We start from the raw sequence: 21,547 nt of genomic DNA, 5'->3' as shown, positions 1-21,547 counted from the left end.
ATGCACTCCATGTCCGAGAGTGCAACGACCACCGCGCGAGCGCGCCAGGTCGCGGAGCGGCGCGAGCAGCTCGCCCGACGCGCCCGCGAGCTCGCGGTCGAGCACGGGATCCAGGGCTTCACGATCGACGGGCTCTGCGAGGACGTCGGGCTCTCGCGCCGCACGTTCTTCAACCACTTCCCCTCCAAGGAGCAGGCCGTCCTCGGCCGCCCGGAGGAGGGGCTCGAAGGCGAGGCCGTCGCGCGCTTCCTCGCCGGGGGCGGCGCGCCCGGACGGGTGTCCGACGACCTGCCCGAGGCCCTCGCCGACCTGGCCATCGAGCACTTCGAGGCCATCGGACTCACGCCGGAGCGCGCGCACGAGCTCGTGGCCCTGCTCGAGCGCGAGCCGAAGCTGCTCGCTGCGCTGCTGAAGGTCGGCAGCGAGCGCGATCGCCTGCTCGAGCGCCTGTCGGCTGAGCGCGAGGGACTGGAGCCGGGCGATCCGCGACTCCGACTCGCCGTGCAGCTGGTCGGCACCGTCGCGCGCCTGTCCGTGGAGGAGGCGCTCACCGCCGAGTCCCCGGCCCCGTTCCCCGAGATCCTCCGCTCCCGTCTCGCCCAGGCCCGCGCCCTGTTCGCTCCCGCCGCCCCCACCACTCCCGAAGAGGACCGATGACCGCCGCCACCGCCAAGCCGCTCCTGCTGACGCAGCGCAGGATCTGGATCATCTTCTCGGCGCTCATCGCCGGAATGCTGCTCTCGAGCCTCGACCAGACCATCGTCTCGACCGCGATGCCCACCATCGTGGGGCAGCTCGGCGGAGTCGAGCACCAGGCCTGGATCACCACCGCCTACCTCCTCGCGACCACGATCGTCATGCCGATCTACGGCAAGTTCGGCGACGTGCTCGGCCGGCGCAACCTGTTCCTGATCGCGATCGCGCTGTTCACCGTCGCCTCGATCGGCTGCGCGTTCGCGGGCGACTTCTGGAGCTTCGTGGTGTTCCGCGCCCTGCAGGGCCTCGGCGGCGGCGGGCTGATGATCCTCTCGCAGGCGATCATCGCCGACATCGTGCCGGCCAACGAGCGCGGCAAGTACCTCGGCCCGATCGGCGCGGTGTTCGGCCTCTCGGCCATCGCCGGACCGCTGCTCGGCGGCCTGTTCGTCGACCACCTCACCTGGCAGTGGGCGTTCTACATCAACATCCCGGTCGGCATCGCCGCCTTCGCCATCGCGTGGTTCGCGCTCACCCTGCCCAGCAGGAAGGCGCAGAAGAGGATCGACATCCCCGGCGTCGTGCTGCTCTCGGCCGCGACGACGTTCCTCATCTTCTTCAGCGACTTCGGCGGCGACGCGCAGCACGGCTGGGGCGCTCCCGAGACCTGGCTCTTCGGCGCCGGCCTCGTGCTCTCGGTCGCCGGCTTCGTCTGGGTGGAATCGCGCGCTGAGGATCCGATCATCCCGCTGAGCCTGTTCCGCAACCCGATCTTCCTCAACGCCACCGCGATCGGCCTGACCCTGGGGCTGGGCATGTTCGCGGCGATCGGATTCATCCCCACGTTCCTGCAGATGGCGTCCGGAACCTCCGCGGCCGCGTCGGGCCTGCTGATGCTGCCGATGATGGCGGGCCTGATGGGCACGTCGATCCTGTCCGGCATCGCGATCACGAAGACGGGGAAGTACAAGGCGTACCCGATCGTCGGTACGATCCTCACCGCGATCGCGATGACGGCGATGACCACGCTCGCCGCCGACACCCCGATCTGGCTGATCTGCGTCTACCTCTTCGTCTTCGGCGCAGGACTCGGCCTGATCATGCAGGTCGTGGTCCTGGTCGTGCAGAACGCCGTCCCCGCCGAGCAGATCGGCACCGCGACCAGCACCAACAACTACTTCCGCGAGGTCGGCGCCGCGCTCGGAGTCGCGATCTTCGGCACGATCTTCACCAACTCGCTCACCGAGAAGCTGACGACGGTCTTCGCCGGAGCGGGTGACGCTGCCGCGGGCGCCTCCGCGGCGACGCTGGACCCGCAGACGCTGAGCACCCTGCCCGACGAGGTGCGCGACGGAGTCGTGTCGGCCTACGCCGACTCGCTCGCGCCGGTGTTCTGGTACCTGATCCCGTTCATCCTGCTGGCCCTCGTGCTCGCGATCCTCCTCAAGCAGATCCCGCTGTCGGACCAGGCCGGCATGGTCGCGCGCGGCGAGGCCGTGGGCGGAGAGGAGGCCGAGCGGATGTTCCGCGAGGAGAGCGCGGCGGGTCCGGCCGGGTCTGACTCGACCGCGACCGGCTCCGTGTCGACGCGCTAGCTCCTTCCGATCGCGATCGCGCCCTCATCCCCACGCCGAGGCCGCGGAGAGCAGGATGAAGGGCGCCATCACCAGGAGGCACACGCCGCCGTAGTGCCGGAACTCCCGCCACCCCTCGGACCCTCCGCTCGATCGCCCCGCCGCGCCCGTCACGAGGGGCGGGAGGAGGAACAGCAGGAGCCACGGCGCGATGTCGAGCAGGCTCGGACCGGTCCAGCCCGGGAAGTCCTCGGGATCGAGCAGGGGTGGCTCCTGCACGACGAAGAAGGCCGTCGTCAGCAGCCCTGCGGGGAGGACGGACAGCCAGGTGAGGGTGACGGCGACGACCTTCGCCACGCGTTCGCGCCGGCGACTGCCGTCCGGAACCTCGCTGTGGATGCTGCTCCCTATGAGGTGATCCTGCCGCAGGGAGGGAGGGGGCGTGCGCTCCCGGCCTTCCGTGCGGCCGACGCGACTACTTCGTGAGCGCGACGGATCCGAGAGACGGGTAGTCGGGGCCGCCGTAGTCCATCACGGTGAGGGTGGTGATCGCCGGCATGGTCCCCGCCCCGGGTATCGCGATCTCCTGGTCCGGCAGGTCGGGATCCACCGGGGCGATCTCGAACGAGTATCCGGCGGTGTCGACCCAGGCGCCCGAGCCGTCCTGCTCGAGCGCACCCTCCTTGAGGTAGAGCCTCGGATCGGAGGCGTCACCGGTCGAGAACCCGGAGAGGACCGCCCAGGTCGATCCGTCCGCTCGGCGCTCGATCAGGACCGATCCGGTCGTCTCGGACTGCTGGCTGAGGAAGTCGCCATCGAGGGGGAGCTGCTGCTCGAACGCGCTGAGCGGGGAGGCGTCGGACGCGGACGACCCCGGCGCTCCGGCCGAGTCCACGGTCGTCGATCCGGCGGGGCTCGTCGACGGCGCGTTCCCGGGCGGCGCGCTGCTGGTGCACGCCGAGAGGAGGAGCACGGCTGCGGCCGCCGCGCCGAAGCATGCGATTCCGGTCTTCGTCATCCCCATCGCTCGATCCTGGCAGACGCCCTTCCGGCGCGCACTGCATCTGCCGGAGGCTCAGGCGGCGATCCCGTCCTCCTCCGACGCGATCGCCGCCTCCTCCACGAGCTCCCGCACCGTCAGCGGCGCGACCGGTCCTGCGACCTCCGCCTCGGCGGCGATCCGCGCCCGCTCGACCCCCGCGAGCAGCACGGCGAAGGCCTCCTCGAGGGCGTCGGTGTCGCGCAGCAGGAGCCGCTCACCGCTGGGATCCAGGCGGATCGTCCGGTAGACGGGCCGTGCCAGATCGGCTGCGAGCGTGATCACGCCGACGACGGCCCCCGCGCGGCGGGCGCGCGCGATCCAGCGGTTGGAGTGGGTGCGGAGCAGGATCATGGCCGGTGCCGTCCTCGGGAGAAGTGGTGCGGCGGAAGGGTGAGTGGATCCTCTCCGAGCTTCCTGCAGGAGTGCCCGCCGTGTCCTGTGGTTGACATCAGAGCGCTCGTCAGTGGAAGCCGACTCATCGGGGCCATCTGATCAAGACGATCTTTCAGTGCTCTTGATTCATGACTCAGATCCTTCCGGTCTCCGACGCCAAGCGGCAGCTCGGCGCCCTCGTCGACCGCGCACACCTCGCGCACGAAGCGGTCTCTCTGTCTCGGCGCGGCAGGCGGGTCGTCGCGATCGTGGATGCCGACGAGTACGACCGCCTCCTGGAGCTGGCGGAGGATGCGGAGGACGCCATGGCCGCAGTGGCCGCTCGGGAGGAGCGGGAGCGCACCCGTTCGACGCCGGTTCCGTGGGACGAGGTGAAGGCGGAGCTCGGGCTCTCGTGACGTTCCGCATCGAGCTCGAACCCTCGGCGGTCCGGCAGCTGAGAAAGCTCGACCCGCAGGACAGGCGGAGAGTCCAGGCCGCTCTCGAACTCCTCGCCGACGACCCCCGTCCGCCGGCGTCGACGATGCTCGTGAACAGCGGCGGTGCCTGGCGCGTCAGGGTCGGCGACGTCCGGATCGTCTACGAGATCGAGGACGACCGGCTCATCGTCCTCGTCCTGGCGCTGGGACACCGGCACCGCAGCTGACAGAGCGTCAGTCGACGACGCGCCCCCGCGCTCCCGCCGCGACGCGCAGCGCCCGCACGAACTCGGGCACCACCGGGTTGCCCGTCGCCGCGACGAGCACTCCGATCTCGCGCATCGCCCGCGGATCGTCGATCGGGATCTCGCGCACGCCGTCGTCGATCGACGACGGGCTCGGCGGCAGGATCGTCACTCCGAGACCGGCGGCGGCCAGCCCGCGCGCGGCCCGGTAGTCGCCCACCTCGAAGACCGGCTCCGGGTCGCGGCCGTCGTGGCGGAGCAGGCGCCTGGCCGACTCGTGCAGTCCGTAACCGGCCGACAGCATGATCAGGTCGAGCCCGTGCAGGTCCTCCACCGTCACCGAGCGGCGCGAGGCGAGCGGATGCCGGTGGTGCACGACCGCGAGCAGCGGCTCGGTGTAGAGGGTGGTCGTGGTGGTGCCGGGCAGGGTCGGCGGATCCGCGATGATCGCGAGCTCCGCCTCCTGATCGGCCACCGCCCGCAGGCACAGCGCCCGCGAGCCGTGGCGCAGGCCGAAGCCGACCCGGGGCCATCGGCGGCGGAACCGGCGGATCACGTCGGGCACGTAGCTCTCGCCGAGGAGCGTCTGGAATGCGATCGAGATGCGCCCGTTCTCGAGCTCGCCGGCCTGGCGCACCTCCGCGAGCCCCGTCCGGATGACCGCCATGCCGTCCTGCGCGGCCTCGGCCAGACGGAGTCCCGCCTCCGTCAGCACGACGCCGCGGCCCTCGCGGCGCACGAGCGGTGCGCGCACCAGCTCGGCCAGCCGCGCGAGCGAGCGGCTCGCCGTGGGCTGCGGCACGCCGAGCTCCTCGGCTGCGGCGGTCACGCTGCCCGTCTGCGCGACCGCGACGAGCACGGGCAGCAGCTTCAGGATCGCGGGCCAGTCGGAGTCGTCACTCATTCGTTCAGCGTATAGATGTGCCGCGAGACGGCATTGGTCATCCGATCCCCGCGCTCCTAGCCTCGAGAGCATGAGCATCGTCGAGCGCGCCCCGGTCCAGGAGCGCTCCGACCTCCGCATGACCCTCGCGCTCCTGGCCGCCGGAGTCGCCACCTTCGCCGAGCTCTACGCGGTGCAGAGCGTCCTGCCGCAGCTCGCGCGGGAGTTCGCGCTCACTCCGGCCGACGCGGCACTCACCGTCTCGGCCGCGACCCTCGGACTCGCGCTGATGGTGCTGCCGTGGGCCTCGATCGCCGAGCGGATCGGGCGCCTCGCGTCGATGCGGATCGCCGTGCTGTCCTCGGTGGTGCTCGCACTGCTCGCCTGCGCCGCCCCGTCGTTCGAGGTGCTGCTGGTGCTCCGCTTCCTCGGCGGTGCCGTCCTCGGAGCGGTGCCGGCCCTCGCGGTCGCCGCGATCCACGACCGGGTCGGCGGTGCGGTCGCCACCGCCGCCGCGGCCGCGTACGTCTCGGGGACCACGATCGGGGGAGCAGCGGGGCGGCTGATCGCCGGGCCCCTCGCTCCGCTCGTCGGCTGGCGCCCCGCGCTGCTCGTCGTGACCCTCGTCTGCGCCGTCGCCGCGATCGCCTTCGCGCTCCTCGCGCCGCGCGGACCCTCGCCGCGGGCCGTCGCTCCGGAGCCCGGGAGCGGCCGGGCGAAGACCGCGCGGGTCCTGCGCGACCCCGTGCTGCTCGCGCTCGCCGTGCAGACCGTGCTCGTGGTCGGGGTCTTCGTCGCCGTCTACAACTACCTCGCCTTCCGCCTCGAGGCGCCGCCGTTCGCACTGCCGCCGGCCCTCGTCTCGCTCCTGTTCGCCACCTACCTGGCGGGCACCGTGTCCTCCCGGCTGGCCGGGCGGTGGGCGCCGCGGATCGGATCCAGGACGCTCATGCGCCTGGGCATCGCCGCGATGATCGTCGGTCTGCTCGTCATGCTCGTCGACGTCGTCGCCGTGGTGATCGCGGGGCTCGTCGTGCTCACCGCCGGGTTCTTCGCGGTCCACGCGACCGGAGCGGCGTGGACGGGCGCGCGAGCGGCTCCGGCCCTGCGCGGCCACGCCGGCGCCGTCTACACGATCGCGTTCTACGTCGGCTCGGGCGTGGGCGGCTGGCTGCTCGGCCTCGCCGTCGAGGCTGGCGGCTGGCCCCTGTTCACCGGAGTGACGATCGCGCTGCTCCTCGTCGGCGCGGCCGTCGCGAGCCTCCCGTCCCGCGCGGCCGTCGCCGGCTGATCCTCGCTCCCGCCCCGCGCATGGGCCAGGATGGGCGGAACGCACGAGCCCGGGGGGACCTGTGACCGACACACGCGAGACGAACGACACCGACCCGCGCTACCACGCGGCGTTCCAGCGGGGCTACGACGGCCCCGCTCCCGAGCGCGGAGCCCGGGCCGAGGCGCGGTTCCGCCGTCCGGGGCGCCGCGAGGAACCCGCCGCTCGTCCCCGCACCATGGTGCTCCCGACGTCGGAGCCGGTGCTCGACCCGGTCCGGCCGCTCGGCGTCGAGCGGCCGCTGGAGCGTCCGACGATCCCACCGGCGGAGTCGGACGACGAGCCGCCCCAGGAGGCGGACGGGACCGAGCCGTCGTCGTGGCGGGCGACCGACGTCCGTGTGCCCCTCGCCCTCGTCCTGATGGGAGTGCTCCTGATCGTTCTCGGGGCCGTCGTCATCTGGTCGGGGTCCTCGATCATGTACACCGGGGCCTCGACCTCGAGCGAGCGGTTCGCGATGTACGTGGTCAATTTCGTGCCCGGTCCGGCGGTGACGGTCGGCCTCCTCTCGATCGGCGCGGCTCTCGCCGTCCGCGCGGTCCGCCGATGAACGGCCGCTGGATCGCCCTCGTCGCCTACACGCTGGCGCTCTGGGCGCTCGCCCTCGTCGCGCCGCTGGGGCTCTCGATGGTGCCGATGGAGTGGTCCTCGTCCAACGGATCGATCCCGATCGAGGCGGTCCTGCAGAACGTCTTCTACGTCCTCGGACCCGCGATGGTCACTGCCGCCCTCGCGATGACGGTGGCGACCATCGCCGTGGCCGTCGCCCGCACGAAGCGCCCCGCCCCTGCCCCTGCGCAGCCCGAGGACCCCTGGGAGCAGGACGCCGTCCTCCTCACCCGCTGACGCCCCGCCCCTCGACCGAGGGAACCTCGAACCGACGAGGGAACCCGCGGCAGCGGGACGTCTCGACGGTCCGGGGTTCCCTCGGCGGCAGGCCTTCTCGGCCGGGCCCTACTTCCCCAGCGCCGAGAACCGGAACAGGTACGTCGCGTCGAGCGTGTCCTCCAGCCCCGTCACTCCGGCGGCGGCGACCACCGTCTCGCGGCCCTGCAGCAGCGGGATGATCGGCGCGTCCGCCGCGGTCACCCGCTGCAGCTCCTGGATCGCCGCCGTGCGCGCGCCCAGGTCGGTGGCGGTCGCCTCCGTGTCGATGAGCGCGTCGACGGCGCCGCTCGCGTAGCCGTTCGCGACGGAGGAGCCGGTCGACGAGTAGGCGGCGCGGAGGAAGTTGTCGGGGTCCGGGTAGTCGGGGAAGAAGCCGAGCTGGTAAGCGGGGTAGCCCGACTCCGGCACGAGCTCGGTGACGTAGCTGGTCCACTCCGTCGACTGCAGGTCGACCGTGAAGAGGCCGGACTCCTCGAGCTGCGCCTTCACGAGCGCGTACTCCTGAGCGGAGTCGGGCCCGTAGTGGTCGCTCGTGTACTGGATCGGCAGCGCGACCGGGGTCTGCACGCCCGCGGCGGCGAGCAGCGCGGCGGCGGCGTCCGGATCGGGAGCGGCCCCGTACGCGTCGGCGAACGCCTCCGTCGCACCGGTCTGCCCGTCGAGCACGACCGAGTAGGCGGGCGCGTAGGTGCCGCGGTAGACCTGCTCGGCCAGCTCTTCGCGGTCGACGAGCGACGCGACGGCCTGGCGGATCGCGAGCTTCTGCTCCGGGGTGCCGCCGGGCTGCGTGTTCACGTTGAAGGTGAGGAAGCGCACCGAGCCGCCCGGGCCGTCGACGACCTGCAGGGCGGAGTCGTCGCGCAGGTCCTCCACGTCGGTCGCGGTGAGCGAGCGGTAGGCCACGTCGACGCCGCCGTTCTCCACGTCCAGGCGCAGGTTCGTCGACGAGGTGTAGGGCTTCAGCACGACCTGCGCGGTCACGGGAGCGTCTCCCGAGTACGCCTCGTTCGCGGCGAGCAGCAGCAGTCCGCCGTCCTCGTAGCTCTCGACCGCGTAGGGCCCCGAGCCGATCACGTCGGCGTCGTCGAGCAGGGCGTCGGCGGGGTACACCCCCTCGTCCACGATCGGCCCGGCCATGCTCGAGAGCACGTACGGCCAGGTCTGGTCGTCGGGCACGGCGAGCGTGAAGACGACGTCGTCGCCGTCCTGCGCGACCGACTCCATGTTCGCGAGCAGAGGCGAGGGCCCGTTGTCGGCCGCGATGTCGACCACCCGCTGGAACGAGAAGACCACGTCGGACGCGGTCAGCTCGTTCCCGTTCGAGAAGGTCAGGTCGGGCGCGATCGAGCAGCGGTAGGTGGTCCGGTCGTCGAACCCGCACTCCTCGGCGGCCTCGGGCACGGGCGTGGTGTCGCCGTCCTCGTAGCTCAGCAGGTGCTGGTAGATCTGGTTCTGCGGAGTGAAGCTGCCGCGGTCCCAGGCGCCGGCCGGGTCGAGCGAGACGATCGAGTCGGTCGTGCCGATCACGAGGCGGGCGGAGGAGTCGCCGCCGTTCGTCGCCCCGGTGCAGGCGGCGAGGAGGGCGGTCGTGCCGAGCACGGCGAGGACGCCGAGCGCGCGGGAGGAGTGCATGCTGCTGCTTTCGTCGGAGGGAAGGGGACTCAGCCGAGCCGGAAGCGTGCGAGGGGCTCGCCCCCGTCGACCAGGTCGGCGAGCAGGTCGCCGAGGACCGGCCCGAACTTGAAGCCGTGGCCCGAGAAGCCCGTCGCGAGCGCCACGCGCCCGACCCGGTCGATCACGAAGTCCTCGGTCGGGGTGATGTCGTAGAGGCAGCTGATCGCGTCGGCGCTCGCCGCGTCGACTCCGGGCAGCCAGTCCCGCACGTAGGCGACGAGGCGCGCCAGCCGCTCGGGCTCGGCGCGGAAGTCGCGGCGGTCGGGATCGACGACCCGCCCGGTGCCGTGCTCGCCCGCCTTCACTCCGACTCCCGGAGTGGCGAGGCCGTAGATCACGGGCAGGTCGCCGCGGTGGTGCACGAAGCTCGGCCACGCGTCCAGCGGCAGGTCCGTCGTGAAGTGCGCGGGCTGCTCCTGGGTCACGCGCAGCGGAGGCAGGCGCCGGCCCGCCGCCTCGACCAGTCCGCCCACGAGCACCGGGGTCCACGACCCGCCGGCCACGACGACCGCGTCGGCCGTCAGCGGGCCCTCGTCGGTGACGACGCGCACGCCGCCCTCGCGCTCCTCGATGCTCTGCACGCCGGCGCTGTCGCGGACGATCGCGCCGTGCGACTCGGCCGCCGCGAGCAGCGCCTCGATCGCGGCGGCCGCGTCGATCCGGCCGCCCTCGGGGTGCAGCAGCACGTCGGTCTCGAAGCGCAGCCCCGGCCAGCGGCGCGAGGCCTCGGCGGCGTCGAGGCGCTCGACGGGGATGCCGTCGCGTCCGAACGCGTCCTCGATCTCGCGGAGGGCCCGGGCATCGCCGTGGTCGATCGCGCCGGTCGCGGTGAAGAGGCGCCGTCCGCTCTCCTGCTCGAGCCTCGCCCACTCGCGGGCGGCGCGGCCGGTGAGCGCGCGGTAGTCGTCCTGCGGGTAGCCGCGGCGGAAGATGCGGGTCTCGCCGTGCGAGGACCCGCGGTCGTGCCCGCGCTCGAACCGCTCGAAGACGATCACGCGGTCGCCGCGCTCGGCGAGGGAGCGGGCGGCCGCCGCTCCCACGAGCCCGGCTCCGACGACGACGACGTCGCGCCCGGTCATCGCGGCACCTCGGCGTCGACCTCGCGCCGGGGCGGCATCGCGGCGAGCACCGCGGCCTCGTCGGTGAAGGACTGGGGGGCGAAGCGGCCCGGCGCGTAGCGGCTCGCGTCGCCGAGCGTGCCGCGCCCGTCGAGCACGAGCTCGGCGACGAGCCGGCCGAGCCCCGGTCCGTGCGTCACTCCGGACTCGTTGTCGCCGGCCGCGACGAACAGTCCCGGCAGCTCGGGCACGGGCCCGGCGAGGAAGCGCCGGTCGGCCGTGTACGAGACGACCCCCTGCGTCCACTCGGTCGCGCGCACCGCGTCGGCGGAGGAGGGGAGGAGGCGGGCGAGGACCGGCGCGAGGTGCGCGTCCATCCGCTCGATCAGGTCGGTGCGCTGCGGTCGGCGGTCAGCCGCCGCCTCGCCCAGCGGCTCGTAGCCGACGCCGTTGCCGTAGGTCAGGCCGCCCAGGTGCTCGCGCACCCAGAGCCCGTCGAGCTCGGGCAGCATCAGCGTCGGCAGCGGATCCAGGCCGAAGGGGGCGGTGGTCAGGCGGCTCGCCACGACCCGCGCGAGGGGGAGTCGGCGGCCGAGCGGGGCGAGCAGGGCGTTCGTCCAGGAGCCCGCCGCGAGGACCACCGCGTCGGCGTCGAGCACGCGGCCGTCGGCGGTGCGGACGCCCGTGGCGCGCCCGTCGGTCGCGACGACTCCGGTGACGGCGGTGTGCTCGACGACCTCGACCCCCGCGGCGCGCGCGGCGGCGACGAGCGCGAGCCCGGCATCCGGAGCACTGATCTGGATGCCGCCGGGGTGCACGAATCCACCGGACACGGCGCGGGGATCGAGCCCCGGGATCAGCTCGGCGGCCTCATCGGGCGAGAGCGCGCGGGCGCCCTCGGGGCGGAGCGGGTGCGCGGCGAGCGGTCCGAGGTGGTCGCGGACCCCGGCCTCGCTGACGGCGAGCCAGGCGCTGCCGGTCTCGCGGAGGTGGATCGGGTGCTCCGCAGCGAGTCCTCGGTAGAAGTCGATCCCGTACTGCTCGAGGTCGCGCTCGGACTCGTTCCAGTACCAGGCGTAGCCCGCGGCCCAGAGCCCGACGAAGCCCGCGCCGGCGGCGGTCGTGCCGCCGGCCGCGGCTCCGGAGTCGAGCAGCACGACCCGTGCACCCGCCCGCGCGAGGTGCAGCGCGGTGGCGGTCCCGAAGAGACCGGCTCCGACGACGACGACATCCCTACTCATGCTAGGTAGTGAAGCAGCCGGTCCGGCCGGGGTCGAATCGATGTGACGCCGGGTGTCCCGGGGTGCTCGCAGGCGGCCTCCCGGCGGCCGGGCTCGCGGCTACGCCGACCGCACCAGGAAGTCGACGAGCCGCCGCACCGCCGCCGGCACGCTCCCGCGCCGCCCGACGGTCGGCAGGATGATGGCGCCGAGGATCGCGTAGCCGATCTCGTCGACCGGGGTGTCCTCGGGCAGCTGGCCGGCGCGCACGGCGCTCGCGAAGCGCTCCGAGAGGGTGCGGTCCACGCCGAACGCGGTGATCAGCCGCTCGCCCACGGCCGCGTCCTCGGAGCCGGCGGCGACGAGCGAGCGGATGAGCGCGGTGCCCCGCTCGGTCTCGGCGAGCGCCAGGATCGGCGTCAGCCACTCCTCCAGATCGCGGCGCAGGTCGCCGGAGTCGGCGATCGCGATCTCGACGGCGACCAGGCGCCCCTCGATCATGCAGTCGGCGATGAGGGAGCCGCGCGAGGGCCACCAGCGGTACACGGTCTGCTTCGAGACGCCCGCCTCCTTGGCGACGCCCTCCATCGTGAGGTGGTCCCAGCCCTGCTGTGCGAACAGCCGCGCGGTCGCCTCGAGGACCGACTCGCGCGCCGCGGCGCTGCGGACCGGGCCGCTCCGATGCTCCGTCATGCTCTCAGGCTACTCCCACTGACTAGACGAGACGTCGCGTATGATCTGGCGCACCCCCCGCTTCCCGCCCGTCTGGAGACCTCCGTGGCCACCCTGCTCTTCCGTCTCGGCTCCTTCGCCGCCCGCCGCGCCTGGGCGGTGATCGTCGCGTGGGTCGTGATCCTCGGCGTCTCCGTCGGCGCGTTCCTCGCCGCCGGCGGCACGCTCACCAACAGCTTCGACATCCCGGGCACGGCCTCCGGCGCCGTGACCGATCAGCTCGCCGAGAAGCTGCCCGACACGGCCGGCGGCACCGGCACGGTCGTCTACCGCACCTCCGACGGCTCGGCGCTGACCGCCGAGCAGGAGTCGGCGATCTCGGCGCTCGCCGACTCGGCCGCCGGGCTCGACGGCGTCGCGGCCGTCGTCGATCCGTTCGAGGCCCGGCAGTCGCAGATCGACGGAGCCGCGCAGCTGGCCGACGGCCGCGCGCAGCTCGAGCAGGGCACCGCGCAGCTCGAGGCGGGGCAGGCGCAGCTCGACGCGGGACGCGCTCAGCTCGACGCCGCCCGGCAGCAGCTGAGCGCCGCCCGCGAGCAAGCCGTCGCTGCCGGCGCCCCGGCCCAGCAGCTCGCGGCGATCGACGCGCAGCAGGCGCAGCTCGACGCGCAGGCGGGCGTGCTGCAGGAGCAGCAGGCGACCCTCGACGCCTCCCGGCAGGAGCTCGAGGCCGGCGCCGAGCCGCTCGACCTCGGCGAGGAGCTGCTCGGCTACGCCGACGGCATCGGCGTCGTGTCCGACGACGGCTCCACCGCCGTCGTGAACGTCTCGTTCACCGACCCGCGCCTCGAGCTGTCCGAGGAGGTCAAGCAGGGCGTCATCGACCACTTCGAGGACGCCCCCGTTCCCGGCGCCGACGTCACGTTCGCCACCGACCTCGCCCAGGGCGTCCCGCAGATCTTCGGAGTCGGCGAGGTCGTGGGCCTCGTCTTCGCCGCCGTCGTGCTGATCGTGATGCTCGGCTCGCTCGTCGCGGCGGCGCTGCCGATCGTCACCGCGCTCGTCGGAGTCGGAGTGGGCGTCACCGCCTCGCTCGCCTTCTCCGGCGTCATCGACATGGCCTCGGTCACTCCGGTCCTGGGCGTGATGCTGGGCCTCGCGGTCGGCATCGACTACTCCCTCTTCATCGTGAACCGGCACCGGAGGCAGGTGCTCGCGGGCGTCGAGGTCCGCGAGTCGATCGGCCTCGCCAATGGCACCTCCGGCACCGCGGTGGTCTTCGCCGGCTCGACCGTCGTCGTCGCGCTGCTGGCGCTCAACGTGACCGGCATCCCGTTCCTCGGCCTCATGGGCACGGTCGGAGCGGTCTGCGTCGCGGTCGCCGTGCTCATCGCGGTCACGCTCGCCCCGGCGATCCTCGGGCTCCTCGGCACGCGACTGCTGCGCCGGAAGGCGCGGTCGACGATCGGCCGGCAGAAGGCGCTCACTCCCGCCCGCCCGATGTCGACGCTGCGCGCGGTCGTCACGGTCGTCGGCACGGTCGTCGCCCTGCTGATCATCGCGATCCCGTCGCTCTCGATGCGCCTCGGACTGCCCGACGGCTCGAGCGAGCCCGAGGGGTCGACGAGCGCCCGCACCTTCGAGATCGTCGGCGACGAGTTCGGGGCCGGCGCGAACGGTCCGCTGCTCGTCAGCGCCTCCGTCCCCGACGGGGTCGCCGACGACGACCTCCTGCGCACCCAGGTCGAGATCGCCCGCGTGATCGCGGAGCAGGACGACGTGGTCGCCGTGGCGCCGATCGCCGCCTCCGACGACGGCACGCTGCTGGCCTTCCAGGTGCTGCCCGCCGAGGGGCCCAACAGCGCCTCGACCGAGCAGCTCGTGCAGGACCTCCGCGCCCTCCCGCCGGTCGGCGACGGCGTCGTGCTCGGAGTCGCGGGTCAGGCCGCGACGAACATCGACATCTCGGAGGGGCTGAACGCGGTGCTGCCGACCTACCTCGCGGTCGTCGTCGGGCTCTCGCTGCTCATCATGATCGTGGTGTTCCGCTCGCTGCTGGTCCCGGTCATCGCCACCGGCGGCTTCATCCTGTCGCTGTTCGCGACCTACGGCCTGATCGTGTCGGTGTTCCAGTTCGGCTGGGGAGCCGATCTGATCGGCCTGCACGCGACCGGCCCGATCCTGAGCTTCCTGCCGGTGATCCTCGTGGGCATCCTGTTCGGCCTCGCGATGGACTACCAGCTGTTCCTGGCGTCGGGCATGCGGGAGGCGTACGTGCACGGCGCGTCCGCGCGCCTCGCCGTGGCGCAGGGGTTCCAGGCGGGGAAGTCGGTCGTGATCGCGGCGGCGCTGATCATGATCGCGGTGTTCGGCGGCTTCGTCTTCTCGGAATCGACGATCATCCGCTCGATCGGGTTCGGTCTCGCGTTCGGCGTGCTGCTCGACGCGTTCGTCGTGCGGATGCTGCTGATGCCCGCGCTGATGCACCTGCTCGGCCGCTCCGCCTGGTGGCTGCCCCGCTGGCTCGACCGCCTGCTGCCGGACGTCGACATCGAGGGCGCATCCCTCGAGCGCACCCACCCGCACGCCTGACCCCGGCCCTGCTCCAGGCCCCCGGCTCCCCGCCCGCGAGATGCCACGTGCGCACGCCTCCCTCGGCGCGTCGCGCACCGGAGTGGCATCCCGCGGGGGCCGGAGCCGGGCGTCAGGCCGGGGTAACCAGCACGCGCACGTCCCACGGGCCGAGCGCGAGCTCCGAGCCGCCCGCGACCGCCTCGCCCGAGTGCAGGTCCTCGGCCGCGAACGGCACGGTGACGACCGCCCGGTCCCACGACCAGTTCTGCACCACGTGCAGGCGCTCGGCCCGTGCGTTGACGGCGGAGTGGACGCGCACCGAGCCCGCCTCCGGGCGCCAGGGCGCGACGCCCGCGACCTCGCCCGCCCAGCCGAGCACGGCCGCGGCGAAGCGCGGGTCGGGCAGCCCGCCCACCGTCGAGACGCGTCCCGCTCCGTGCGCCCGCGAGGTCAGCGCGGCGTAGTCGCCGTGGAACGGGTGCTCGTAGCGAGCGAGGACCTCGGCGTCCGTCGTCTCGTAGCTCTCGATCCACGAGGTGACCGCGGCGCCGTCGGGCAGCTCGAGTGCGGGCAGCCCGGGGGCCGCCACCGCCACGACCGGCACGGGCTGCTCCGGGTTCGTGTACTCGTCGTACCAGGCGCCCGCGGCCGCCGAGGAGGCCGCCGCCCGGCGCGACCTCCAGCCGGGCCCGCGCCTGGGTGTCGGCGTAGCCGGTGCGGGGGCCGAGCACCAGGTGCCCGCCGGCCGCGGCGTACGCGAGCAGCCACTCCAGCACCGCGTCGTCGGCCGCGTAGTAGGCCGACGCCACGAACACCGGCTGCTCGGCCGCCACCGTCGCCGCCTCGTGCTCGAGCAGCCCGCTCGCGTGGAAGAGCCGGGTCTGCAGCCCCGCGTCGAACGCGCCGCGCACGAAGGCCTCGACGAGGGGGGAGTAGGAGTCGGGCACGGGCATGCCGTCCGGCCCGCCGAGCGGTCCGAAGCGCTCGAACGTCCACTTCGAGGCGTGGTCGTAGAGGACGCCGACCTGCGCGTCCGGCGCGAGCCCGACGATCCGATCGCCCAGCTCGCCGAGCTCGGCCCCGATCGCGGCGATCTCGCGGTAGGTGCGCCCCGGCTTCTGCGAGTGCGGCAGCACTCCGCCCCAGTAGGTCTCGGGGCCGAAGTGCAGGGTGTGCCAGTGCCAGTACTCGATCATCTGGGCGCCGCGGCTGATCAGCGCCCAGACCCCCTGGCGGCGCTGGCCCGGATAGGCCGGGTTGTTCATCGACGAGAAGCCGATCGACTGGGCGCCCACCTCGGTGACGAGGAAGGGCTCGTGCCGGGTGCCGTACATCCAGTCGGCGGAGTGGTAGAGCGCCCAGGTGCCCTGCGTCCACCAGGTCTGCGGCTTCACCTCGGCGTCGGGCAGCGCGAGCGAGTCCTGCGCCTTGTAGTACGGGTTGCCCGCGGTGACCGTCATCATCGCGCCGACGGCGTCATCGCGGATGGTCGGCCGCGTGTACGACAGGCAGGTCATCACGAAGCGCTCGCCCGCGTACTCCGCCACGATGTCCGTCTGCCACTGCAGGTATTCCGTGACCAGGTCGGCCTGGAACAGCCGCCACGCGAGGTCGTACTGCGGCAGGAAGTTGGCGTCGGGCCGCCAGAGATCGCTCCAGTCGGTGAGGCGGTGCGACCAGTAGGTCAGCCCCCACTCCTCGTTGAGGCGCTCGACGGTGCCGTAGGTCGTGCGGAGCCGGTCGCGGAACCGCTCGAACGCCTGGTGGTTGAAGATCTGCCAGGCCCCCGGCTCGTTGTCGACCTGGAAGCCGATGATCGAGGGGTGCTCGGCGTGCCGCACGAGGATCCGGCGGATGACGCGGTCGACGTGGAAGCGGAACGCCGCGTGGGCCACGTCGATCTCCTGGCGCATGCCCCAGCCGAACGGCCTGCCCGTCGCGATCTCGACGTTGATCTCGGGGTAGCGGCGCTGCAGCCACGGCGGGATCGCGTAGGTCGGCGTGCCGAGGATCACGCCGATGCCGAACTCCCGGGCGGTGTCGAGTACCGGAGTGATCCACTCCAGATCGAAGACGCCGTCCTCCGGCTCCCACGTCGACCAGACCGACTCGCCGACGCGGACGACCGTGAAGCCGGCCTCGCGCATCTCCTCGAAGTCCTGCCGCAGCCGCGGCGTGGGCTGGTACTCGTGGTAGTACGCGGCGCCGAAGAGCACCTGGGGCGGGGTGTAGGTCATGCGGAAGCCCTCCTGGAAACTGTTTCGCTTAGTTTCGCGATCGGGCTCAGCGTAGGCGGCTGCCGCGGCGCGCGCAACGCCCGACGTCTCGCACCTTCCCCGCCTCATCCTTCCCGCGCTCTTCCAGAAGTTGCGGTAAGTGCTGGCGCTCACCGCAACTTCTGGAGGAGTGCCGAGGCGCGCCGAGGGGAGCGGAGGAGAAACAGTTTCCGCTACGCTCGTCCCACCCGCTCGAGTCCGCACCCGAGCCGTCCCCTCCACTCGAAGTCCGCACCCGAACCGCCCCGCCCGCCGCCCGCGCGGCTCCCCGCCCCCCCACCGGAAGGCCCCCGTGGCTCGCACCCCCGACGTCCGCGTCACCCTCGACGTCGTCGCCGCCCGCGCCGGCGTCTCGAAGGCCACCGCGTCCAAGGTCCTCAACGGCCGCCCCGGCGCGTCCCCGGCCACCCGCGAGCGGGTCGAGCGGGCCCTGCGCGAGCTCGGCTACACGCCCAGCACCCGCGCCCGGCGCGTCGGCGGGTCGATCACCGTCGTCTTCGACACGCTGCTCTCCCTCTACTCCCTGCGCGTCCTCGAGGGCGTCGTCGGAGGAGCTCAGAGCGAGCGCGTCGATGTCGCGACCCGCGTCCTCGCCCCGGGCGGCTCCGCGGAGGAGGGGATGCGCTTCGACCGCGAGTTCGTCCGCTCCGTCGCCGCGCAGGGCCACCTGGGCCTGCTCGCCGTCACCACGGCCATCGACTCGGGCCTGGTCGCCGAGTGCGCCGACGCGGGCCTCGCGCTCGTCGCGGTCGACGCCCCGAATCCGCTCGACCCCTCCGTCGCGAGCATCGGCTCGAACCACTGGGTCGGCGGCCAGCAGTCGACCGAGCACCTCGTCGCCCTCGGCCACCGCAGGATCGCCTTCGTCGGCGGGCACGCCGCGAACCCGGGGCTCCGCGCCCGCTACGGCGGCTACCGCGAGGCCCTCGCCGCAGCGGGCCTCGCGGAAGACCCGGCCCTCGTCTCCGAGCACGGCATGGCGAGCGCCGAGCGCATCGTCCCCGGACTCCTCGCGCTCCCCGATCCGCCCACCGCGATCGTCGCCACCACCGACCTCGCCGCGTTCCAGGCGGTCCGCGCCGTGCTCGCCGCGGGCCTGCGGGTCCCCGGGGACGTCAGCGTCATGGGCTACGACGACACCTACGCCGATCTGCCCACCGCGCCGCTGCTCTCCACCGTCCACACGCCCCTGCACGACATCGGCCGCCTCGCCGTCGAGACCCTGATCCGGATGCACGACGGCATCCCCCCGGTCTCGCACCGCCTCGAGCTCGCCACCACCCTCGTCGTCCGCGAGTCGACCGCACCGCCGCCCGCCTGACGGCGTTTGGCCTCTCGCGGAGGGGTCTGCATACTGGAATGCCGCCCCCAACAGGGAGCGTTCAGCTGCGACAGCGGAGGGTGGACCGGTGTCGACCGTCCTCAACCGGGCCCCCGCGGCCCGTCGTTCCGCCCGTGCGCTGCCCCTGATCGTGGGCGCGACGGGCTTCGCGGCGAGCCTGATCCTCGCGATCGCGGCCCTCGCGACGGCCGCCGCCCCCGTGCGCGTGCTCGGCGTCCCGCTCCCGCTGGTGCAGGGCGGCGCGGTCTGGATGAGCGCCGTCGGCTACGTCCTCACTCCGGTGCTCGTGTTCCTCGCGACCGGCTGGGATCTCGCGAGCCAGCGCTCGCACGCCCTCCGCGACGCCCGGCACTTCGTGCCGAACCCCCTCTACTCGCGGGCACTGCTCTGGATCTCGGGCGCGGGCCTCGTGCTCGGCGCCTGGCACATCCTCAACATCAGCGTGCCCGTGTCCGAATGGCTCACCGCGTGATCCGGCGGGCCCTCGCGGTCGTCGTCGCGGTGCTCCTGCTGGTCCTGGCCGGCGGATCCGCCGCGATCGCCACGACCACCACCTCCACACCCACCGCGTCCCTCACCGACACAGGCCGCGGCGCGATCGAGGACCTGCGCACCTGCCTCTCCTCCTCCGATGTGCTGAACGTGTACTACCTCATCGACAGCTCCGGCTCGCTGAACACCGGCGGCGACGACGGCCGCGGCTCCGACCCCGACGTCGCCCGGGCAGACATCCTCGGGGGCAGCCTCGCCGAGCTCGGCGGACTCCGCGACTCGCTCACGGTCAACTGGGGCGCCGCGTTCTTCAGCCGCGCCTTCGAGCCCGCGGTCGACTGGCGGCCGTGGACCGCCGACAGCCCGGGCGTCCTCGCCACCGAGATCCGCGAGAAGACGCCGGGCGGAGGCACGAACTGGCTCGCAGGGCTCGAGGGCGTGCAGACCGCGCTGCAGAACCAGCCGAGCGCCGGCTCCGCCTGCCAGCTCGTCGTCTGGCTGACCGACGGCGAGATCGACCTCGGCTCGGCCTCGGCCACCGCGGATGCCACCAACGCGCTGTGCGGCGTCCGCATCGACCCCGACGGCGCCGAGCCGGAGGGCAACGGCGTGCTCGCCGCGCTCCGCCAGGCCGGCGTCGTGGTCCTCGGCACCCTCCTCGCCGACGGCGAGCAGCGCGAGCAGGCCGGCATCATGTGGCCCCTCGTCGAGGGCACGGGCGAGTACGGAGGCGGCACCGCGTCGTGCGGACCCGCCACCGCGCCCGAGGGGGCCGTCCGCGGCGCCGTCGTCGACGCCTCCGACCCCGACGCGCTCGCGTCCGTGTTCCTCGAGCTCGGCAGCCGCATCGCCGGCGGCTCCGCCCAGCCCCTCGCCGCCGACGGCACCTTCTGGATCGACGCCGGCGTCTCGCGCATCCAGGCCGTCGTGTCCGACCCCGCGTGGACCCTCACCCCTCCCGCCGGGTCCGGCCTGCCCGTGCTGTCGGCCGACTCCGGCACCGCGGGGCTCGAGGTCACCGGCTCGTCCGGCGTCTCGCTCGTCACGCTGACCGTCGACCGCCCCGAGCTGCAGGGTCAGTGGACGCTGAGCGCCGCCGGCACCGAGGACGTCTTCTTCTTCAGCGACCTCCGCATCGTCTTCGACGAGGCCAACTCGGTCGAGCGCGCCGAGGACGGCTCGCTCTCGGCCACCCTCAGCGCCCGCGTCGAGAACGCCGACGGCACTGCGGCCGACCTCTCGGTCTTCGACGAGGCCGTCTTCACCGCCACCTCGACCGCCGACGGCGCGACCTCGCCGCTCGAGGGCGCGCGCATCGACGAGGCGTCCGGAGCGATCACCCTCCCGCTGCCCGCCGACGTGACGGCGTCCGAGATCCTCGTCACCGCCTCCCTCGACCCGCTCAGCACCGCGCCGCACGCGGTCGCCCTCGCGCCGGTCACCACGCAGCAGCGGGTCGCCACCGTGCTGCCCGCGTCGTTCCCGAGCGTCGCCTCGCCGCTCGTGCTGAGCGAGCTCACGGGAGCGGAGGGCCGAGCGGAGGGGACCCTCGCGCTCCAGGGACCGACCGCCGGCGGCGACGGCCGGGTCTGCCTCGCCGCGCCCCCCGAGATCACGAGCGACAACGCCGACCGCGCCGGCAGCTGGACCTGGACCTTCACCGACGACAGCGGCGCCGCGCTCGCACCGGGCGACTGCGTCGTCGTCGCCCCCGGCAGCGCCCGGACCCTCGCCGTCTCCGCCGAGAACCCGGTGCCCGCCGACTCCACCGTCTCGGCCACCCTGCCCCTCGACATCCGCACCGCCGACGGAGGCAGCGCCCCGCAGACCGTCGCCGTCTCGTTCCCGTCGACCTTCCCCGTGAACGCGGCGGCGATCGGGCTGATCGCGCTGGTCCTCCTCCTGCTCGGGCTCCTGCTCCCTCTCGTCGTCCTGTACCTCTTCAACCGCTGGAACGCGAAGATCGCGATGCAGGGCTCGTTCCAGCGCGGCACGATCCCCGTCGAGATCACCCCCGACGGCGTCCGCTCGACGCTCCCGTCGGACCGCCTCGACGACCGCTTCCGCTACCTGAGGAGCGAGACCGGGGTGCACGAGATCCCGGATCCCGACCTCGGCCGTCTGCGCGTGCATGTGCCGTGGTGGCCGCTCAAGGCTCCCGGCTACCGCGTCGGCCCGCCCGCCGGCGGAGTCGTCGTGGCGTCCCGCACCGGCACCCGCAGCACCTCCGCGGGCACCCGGCTCCCCGACGGCGGGATGGGCTTCCGCACCCTGCCGCTGGATGCGTTCTGGGCGATCGTCGTGCCCGAGCGCGAGCTCGACCGGCCCCGCTCGGACGACCCGGTGCGCGCCCTCGCGGTGCTCTACCACCGCGTCGACCGCGACGACGAGGCGCAGTACGCGCGCCGCCTCGACGATCTGCTCCGCGACTCCGGGGCCCCCGCATGGACGACCCTCGAGGCCCTGCGCCGCGAGCGGGCCGCGAAGCGCCCGGAGCCCGCGCAGCCGGAGCGCCCGCAGAACCAGCGCCCGCAGCCAGAGCGCCCCGAGCGCCCCTCGCGCCCGCCGGCCCCGCCCCGCGGCGGCACCCCCACCGCCACTCCGCCCCGCCCGCCGTCGCCCCCGCGCCCCGGCGGCCCGCCCGCCCGCTCGGGCGGTGCTCCCGGCCGCCCGTCCTCTCCGCCGCCGCCGAGGCCGGGAGGCGCCCCGCCGCCCCCGCCGCCCGGACGCTCCGGCCCCCGTACCCCTCCGCCCCGCGGTCGCTGACAG

19 protein-coding genes and 1 pseudogene are annotated in these 21,547 nt (G+C 73.5%); 11 read left to right on the top strand and 9 right to left on the bottom strand.

Annotated features, from left to right (window positions below):
* Positions 1–9 precede the first annotated feature (9 nt).
* Both AC0CID_RS09770 and AC0CID_RS09765 read left to right on the top strand, forming a co-directional pair.
* A complete protein-coding gene (locus AC0CID_RS09770) occupies positions 10–657 on the top strand; it encodes a TetR/AcrR family transcriptional regulator (protein ID WP_465226640.1) in 648 nt (215 codons plus the stop codon).
* On the top strand, positions 654–2,291 hold the full coding sequence (locus AC0CID_RS09765) for an MDR family MFS transporter (protein ID WP_465226639.1): 1,638 nt from the start codon (positions 654–656) through the stop codon (positions 2,289–2,291). The genes AC0CID_RS09770 and AC0CID_RS09765 overlap by 4 nt, the downstream gene beginning before the upstream one ends.
* Positions 2,292–2,315: 24 nt before the next feature.
* Here AC0CID_RS09765 and AC0CID_RS09760 read toward each other — a convergent pair whose 3' ends face one another.
* The 3 genes from AC0CID_RS09760 to AC0CID_RS09750 all read right to left on the bottom strand — a co-directional run bounded on the left by AC0CID_RS09760 (position 2,316) and on the right by AC0CID_RS09750 (position 3,663).
* The gene (locus AC0CID_RS09760) at positions 2,316–2,627 is read right to left on the bottom strand and encodes a hypothetical protein (protein WP_465226638.1); all 312 of its coding nucleotides are present in this window, start codon (positions 2,625–2,627) and stop codon (positions 2,316–2,318) included.
* Positions 2,628–2,745: 118 nt separating this feature from the next.
* Positions 2,746–3,288, bottom strand: a complete 543-nt coding sequence (locus tag AC0CID_RS09755) for a hypothetical protein (RefSeq protein WP_465226637.1) — start codon at positions 3,286–3,288, stop codon at positions 2,746–2,748.
* Between the two features lie 57 nt (positions 3,289–3,345).
* On the bottom strand, positions 3,346–3,663 hold the full coding sequence (locus AC0CID_RS09750) for a hypothetical protein (RefSeq protein WP_465226636.1): 318 nt from the start codon (positions 3,661–3,663) through the stop codon (positions 3,346–3,348).
* Between the two features lie 170 nt (positions 3,664–3,833).
* Between AC0CID_RS09750 and AC0CID_RS09745 the strand changes: the two genes are divergently transcribed.
* Positions 3,834–4,103 (top strand): type II toxin-antitoxin system Phd/YefM family antitoxin, encoded by a 270-nt coding sequence (locus AC0CID_RS09745; RefSeq protein ID WP_465226635.1) that lies wholly within the window; start codon positions 3,834–3,836, stop codon positions 4,101–4,103.
* On the top strand, positions 4,100–4,351 hold the full coding sequence (locus AC0CID_RS09740; RefSeq protein WP_465226634.1) for a type II toxin-antitoxin system RelE family toxin: 252 nt from the start codon (positions 4,100–4,102) through the stop codon (positions 4,349–4,351). Before AC0CID_RS09745 ends, AC0CID_RS09740 begins: the two co-directional genes overlap by 4 nt.
* Before the next feature lie 7 nt (positions 4,352–4,358).
* Here AC0CID_RS09740 and AC0CID_RS09735 read toward each other — a convergent pair whose 3' ends face one another.
* The gene (locus AC0CID_RS09735; protein ID WP_207407485.1) at positions 4,359–5,273 is read right to left on the bottom strand and encodes a LysR family transcriptional regulator; all 915 of its coding nucleotides are present in this window, start codon (positions 5,271–5,273) and stop codon (positions 4,359–4,361) included.
* A gap of 70 nt (positions 5,274–5,343) precedes the next feature.
* On the opposite strand from AC0CID_RS09735, the gene AC0CID_RS09730 reads away from it, so the two are divergent.
* The 3 genes from AC0CID_RS09730 (at position 5,344) to AC0CID_RS09720 (ending at position 7,428) form a co-directional block, all read left to right on the top strand.
* Positions 5,344–6,543, top strand: a complete 1,200-nt coding sequence (locus AC0CID_RS09730) for an MFS transporter (protein ID WP_465226633.1) — start codon at positions 5,344–5,346, stop codon at positions 6,541–6,543.
* A gap of 61 nt (positions 6,544–6,604) precedes the next feature.
* Positions 6,605–7,132 carry a hypothetical protein gene (locus tag AC0CID_RS09725; protein ID WP_465226632.1) on the top strand — a complete coding sequence of 176 codons (528 nt, stop codon included), beginning with the start codon at positions 6,605–6,607 and terminating at the stop codon, positions 7,130–7,132.
* On the top strand, positions 7,129–7,428 hold the full coding sequence (locus AC0CID_RS09720) for a hypothetical protein (RefSeq protein WP_465226631.1): 300 nt from the start codon (positions 7,129–7,131) through the stop codon (positions 7,426–7,428). The genes AC0CID_RS09725 and AC0CID_RS09720 overlap by 4 nt, the downstream gene beginning before the upstream one ends.
* Before the next feature lie 108 nt (positions 7,429–7,536).
* On the opposite strand, the gene AC0CID_RS09715 is transcribed toward AC0CID_RS09720, so the two are convergent.
* The 4 genes from AC0CID_RS09715 to AC0CID_RS09700 form a co-directional block, all read right to left on the bottom strand.
* A complete protein-coding gene (locus AC0CID_RS09715; RefSeq protein ID WP_465226630.1) occupies positions 7,537–9,102 on the bottom strand; it encodes an ABC transporter substrate-binding protein in 1,566 nt (521 codons plus the stop codon).
* A 29-nt stretch (positions 9,103–9,131) separates the two neighbouring features.
* Positions 9,132–10,223 (bottom strand): FAD-dependent oxidoreductase, encoded by a 1,092-nt coding sequence (locus tag AC0CID_RS09710; protein WP_465226629.1) that lies wholly within the window; start codon positions 10,221–10,223, stop codon positions 9,132–9,134.
* Positions 10,220–11,443 carry an NAD(P)/FAD-dependent oxidoreductase gene (locus tag AC0CID_RS09705; protein ID WP_465226628.1) on the bottom strand — a complete coding sequence of 408 codons (1,224 nt, stop codon included), beginning with the start codon at positions 11,441–11,443 and terminating at the stop codon, positions 10,220–10,222. The genes AC0CID_RS09710 and AC0CID_RS09705 overlap by 4 nt, the downstream gene beginning before the upstream one ends.
* A 99-nt stretch (positions 11,444–11,542) precedes the next feature.
* Entirely contained in the window at positions 11,543–12,115 is a 573-nt protein-coding gene (locus tag AC0CID_RS09700; RefSeq protein WP_207407498.1) for a TetR/AcrR family transcriptional regulator, read from the bottom strand.
* A gap of 84 nt (positions 12,116–12,199) precedes the next feature.
* On the opposite strand from AC0CID_RS09700, the gene AC0CID_RS09695 reads away from it, so the two are divergent.
* A complete protein-coding gene (locus AC0CID_RS09695) occupies positions 12,200–14,686 on the top strand; it encodes an MMPL family transporter (protein ID WP_465226627.1) in 2,487 nt (828 codons plus the stop codon).
* A gap of 707 nt (positions 14,687–15,393) precedes the next feature.
* Here AC0CID_RS09695 and AC0CID_RS09690 read toward each other — a convergent pair.
* Positions 15,394–16,815, bottom strand: a pseudogene (locus AC0CID_RS09690) (beta-galactosidase); the annotation flags it as partial.
* 421 nt (positions 16,816–17,236) lie between these two features.
* Here AC0CID_RS09690 and AC0CID_RS09685 point away from each other — a divergent pair.
* From AC0CID_RS09685 to AC0CID_RS09675, 3 genes are all read left to right on the top strand, one after another.
* Entirely contained in the window at positions 17,237–18,265 is a 1,029-nt protein-coding gene (locus tag AC0CID_RS09685; protein ID WP_465226626.1) for a substrate-binding domain-containing protein, read from the top strand.
* A gap of 88 nt (positions 18,266–18,353) precedes the next feature.
* Positions 18,354–18,758, top strand: a complete 405-nt coding sequence (locus tag AC0CID_RS09680) for a hypothetical protein (protein WP_465226625.1) — start codon at positions 18,354–18,356, stop codon at positions 18,756–18,758.
* The gene (locus tag AC0CID_RS09675; RefSeq protein ID WP_465226624.1) at positions 18,743–21,544 is read left to right on the top strand and encodes a hypothetical protein; all 2,802 of its coding nucleotides are present in this window, start codon (positions 18,743–18,745) and stop codon (positions 21,542–21,544) included. The genes AC0CID_RS09680 and AC0CID_RS09675 overlap by 16 nt, the downstream gene beginning before the upstream one ends.
* Positions 21,545–21,547 lie beyond the last annotated feature (3 nt).

The sequence above is a fragment of the Rathayibacter sp. AC451 genome, from assembly GCF_979253095.1.
The sequence above is the reverse complement of the archived record's forward strand: the minus strand, read 5'-3'. Positions and strand labels throughout refer to the sequence as shown.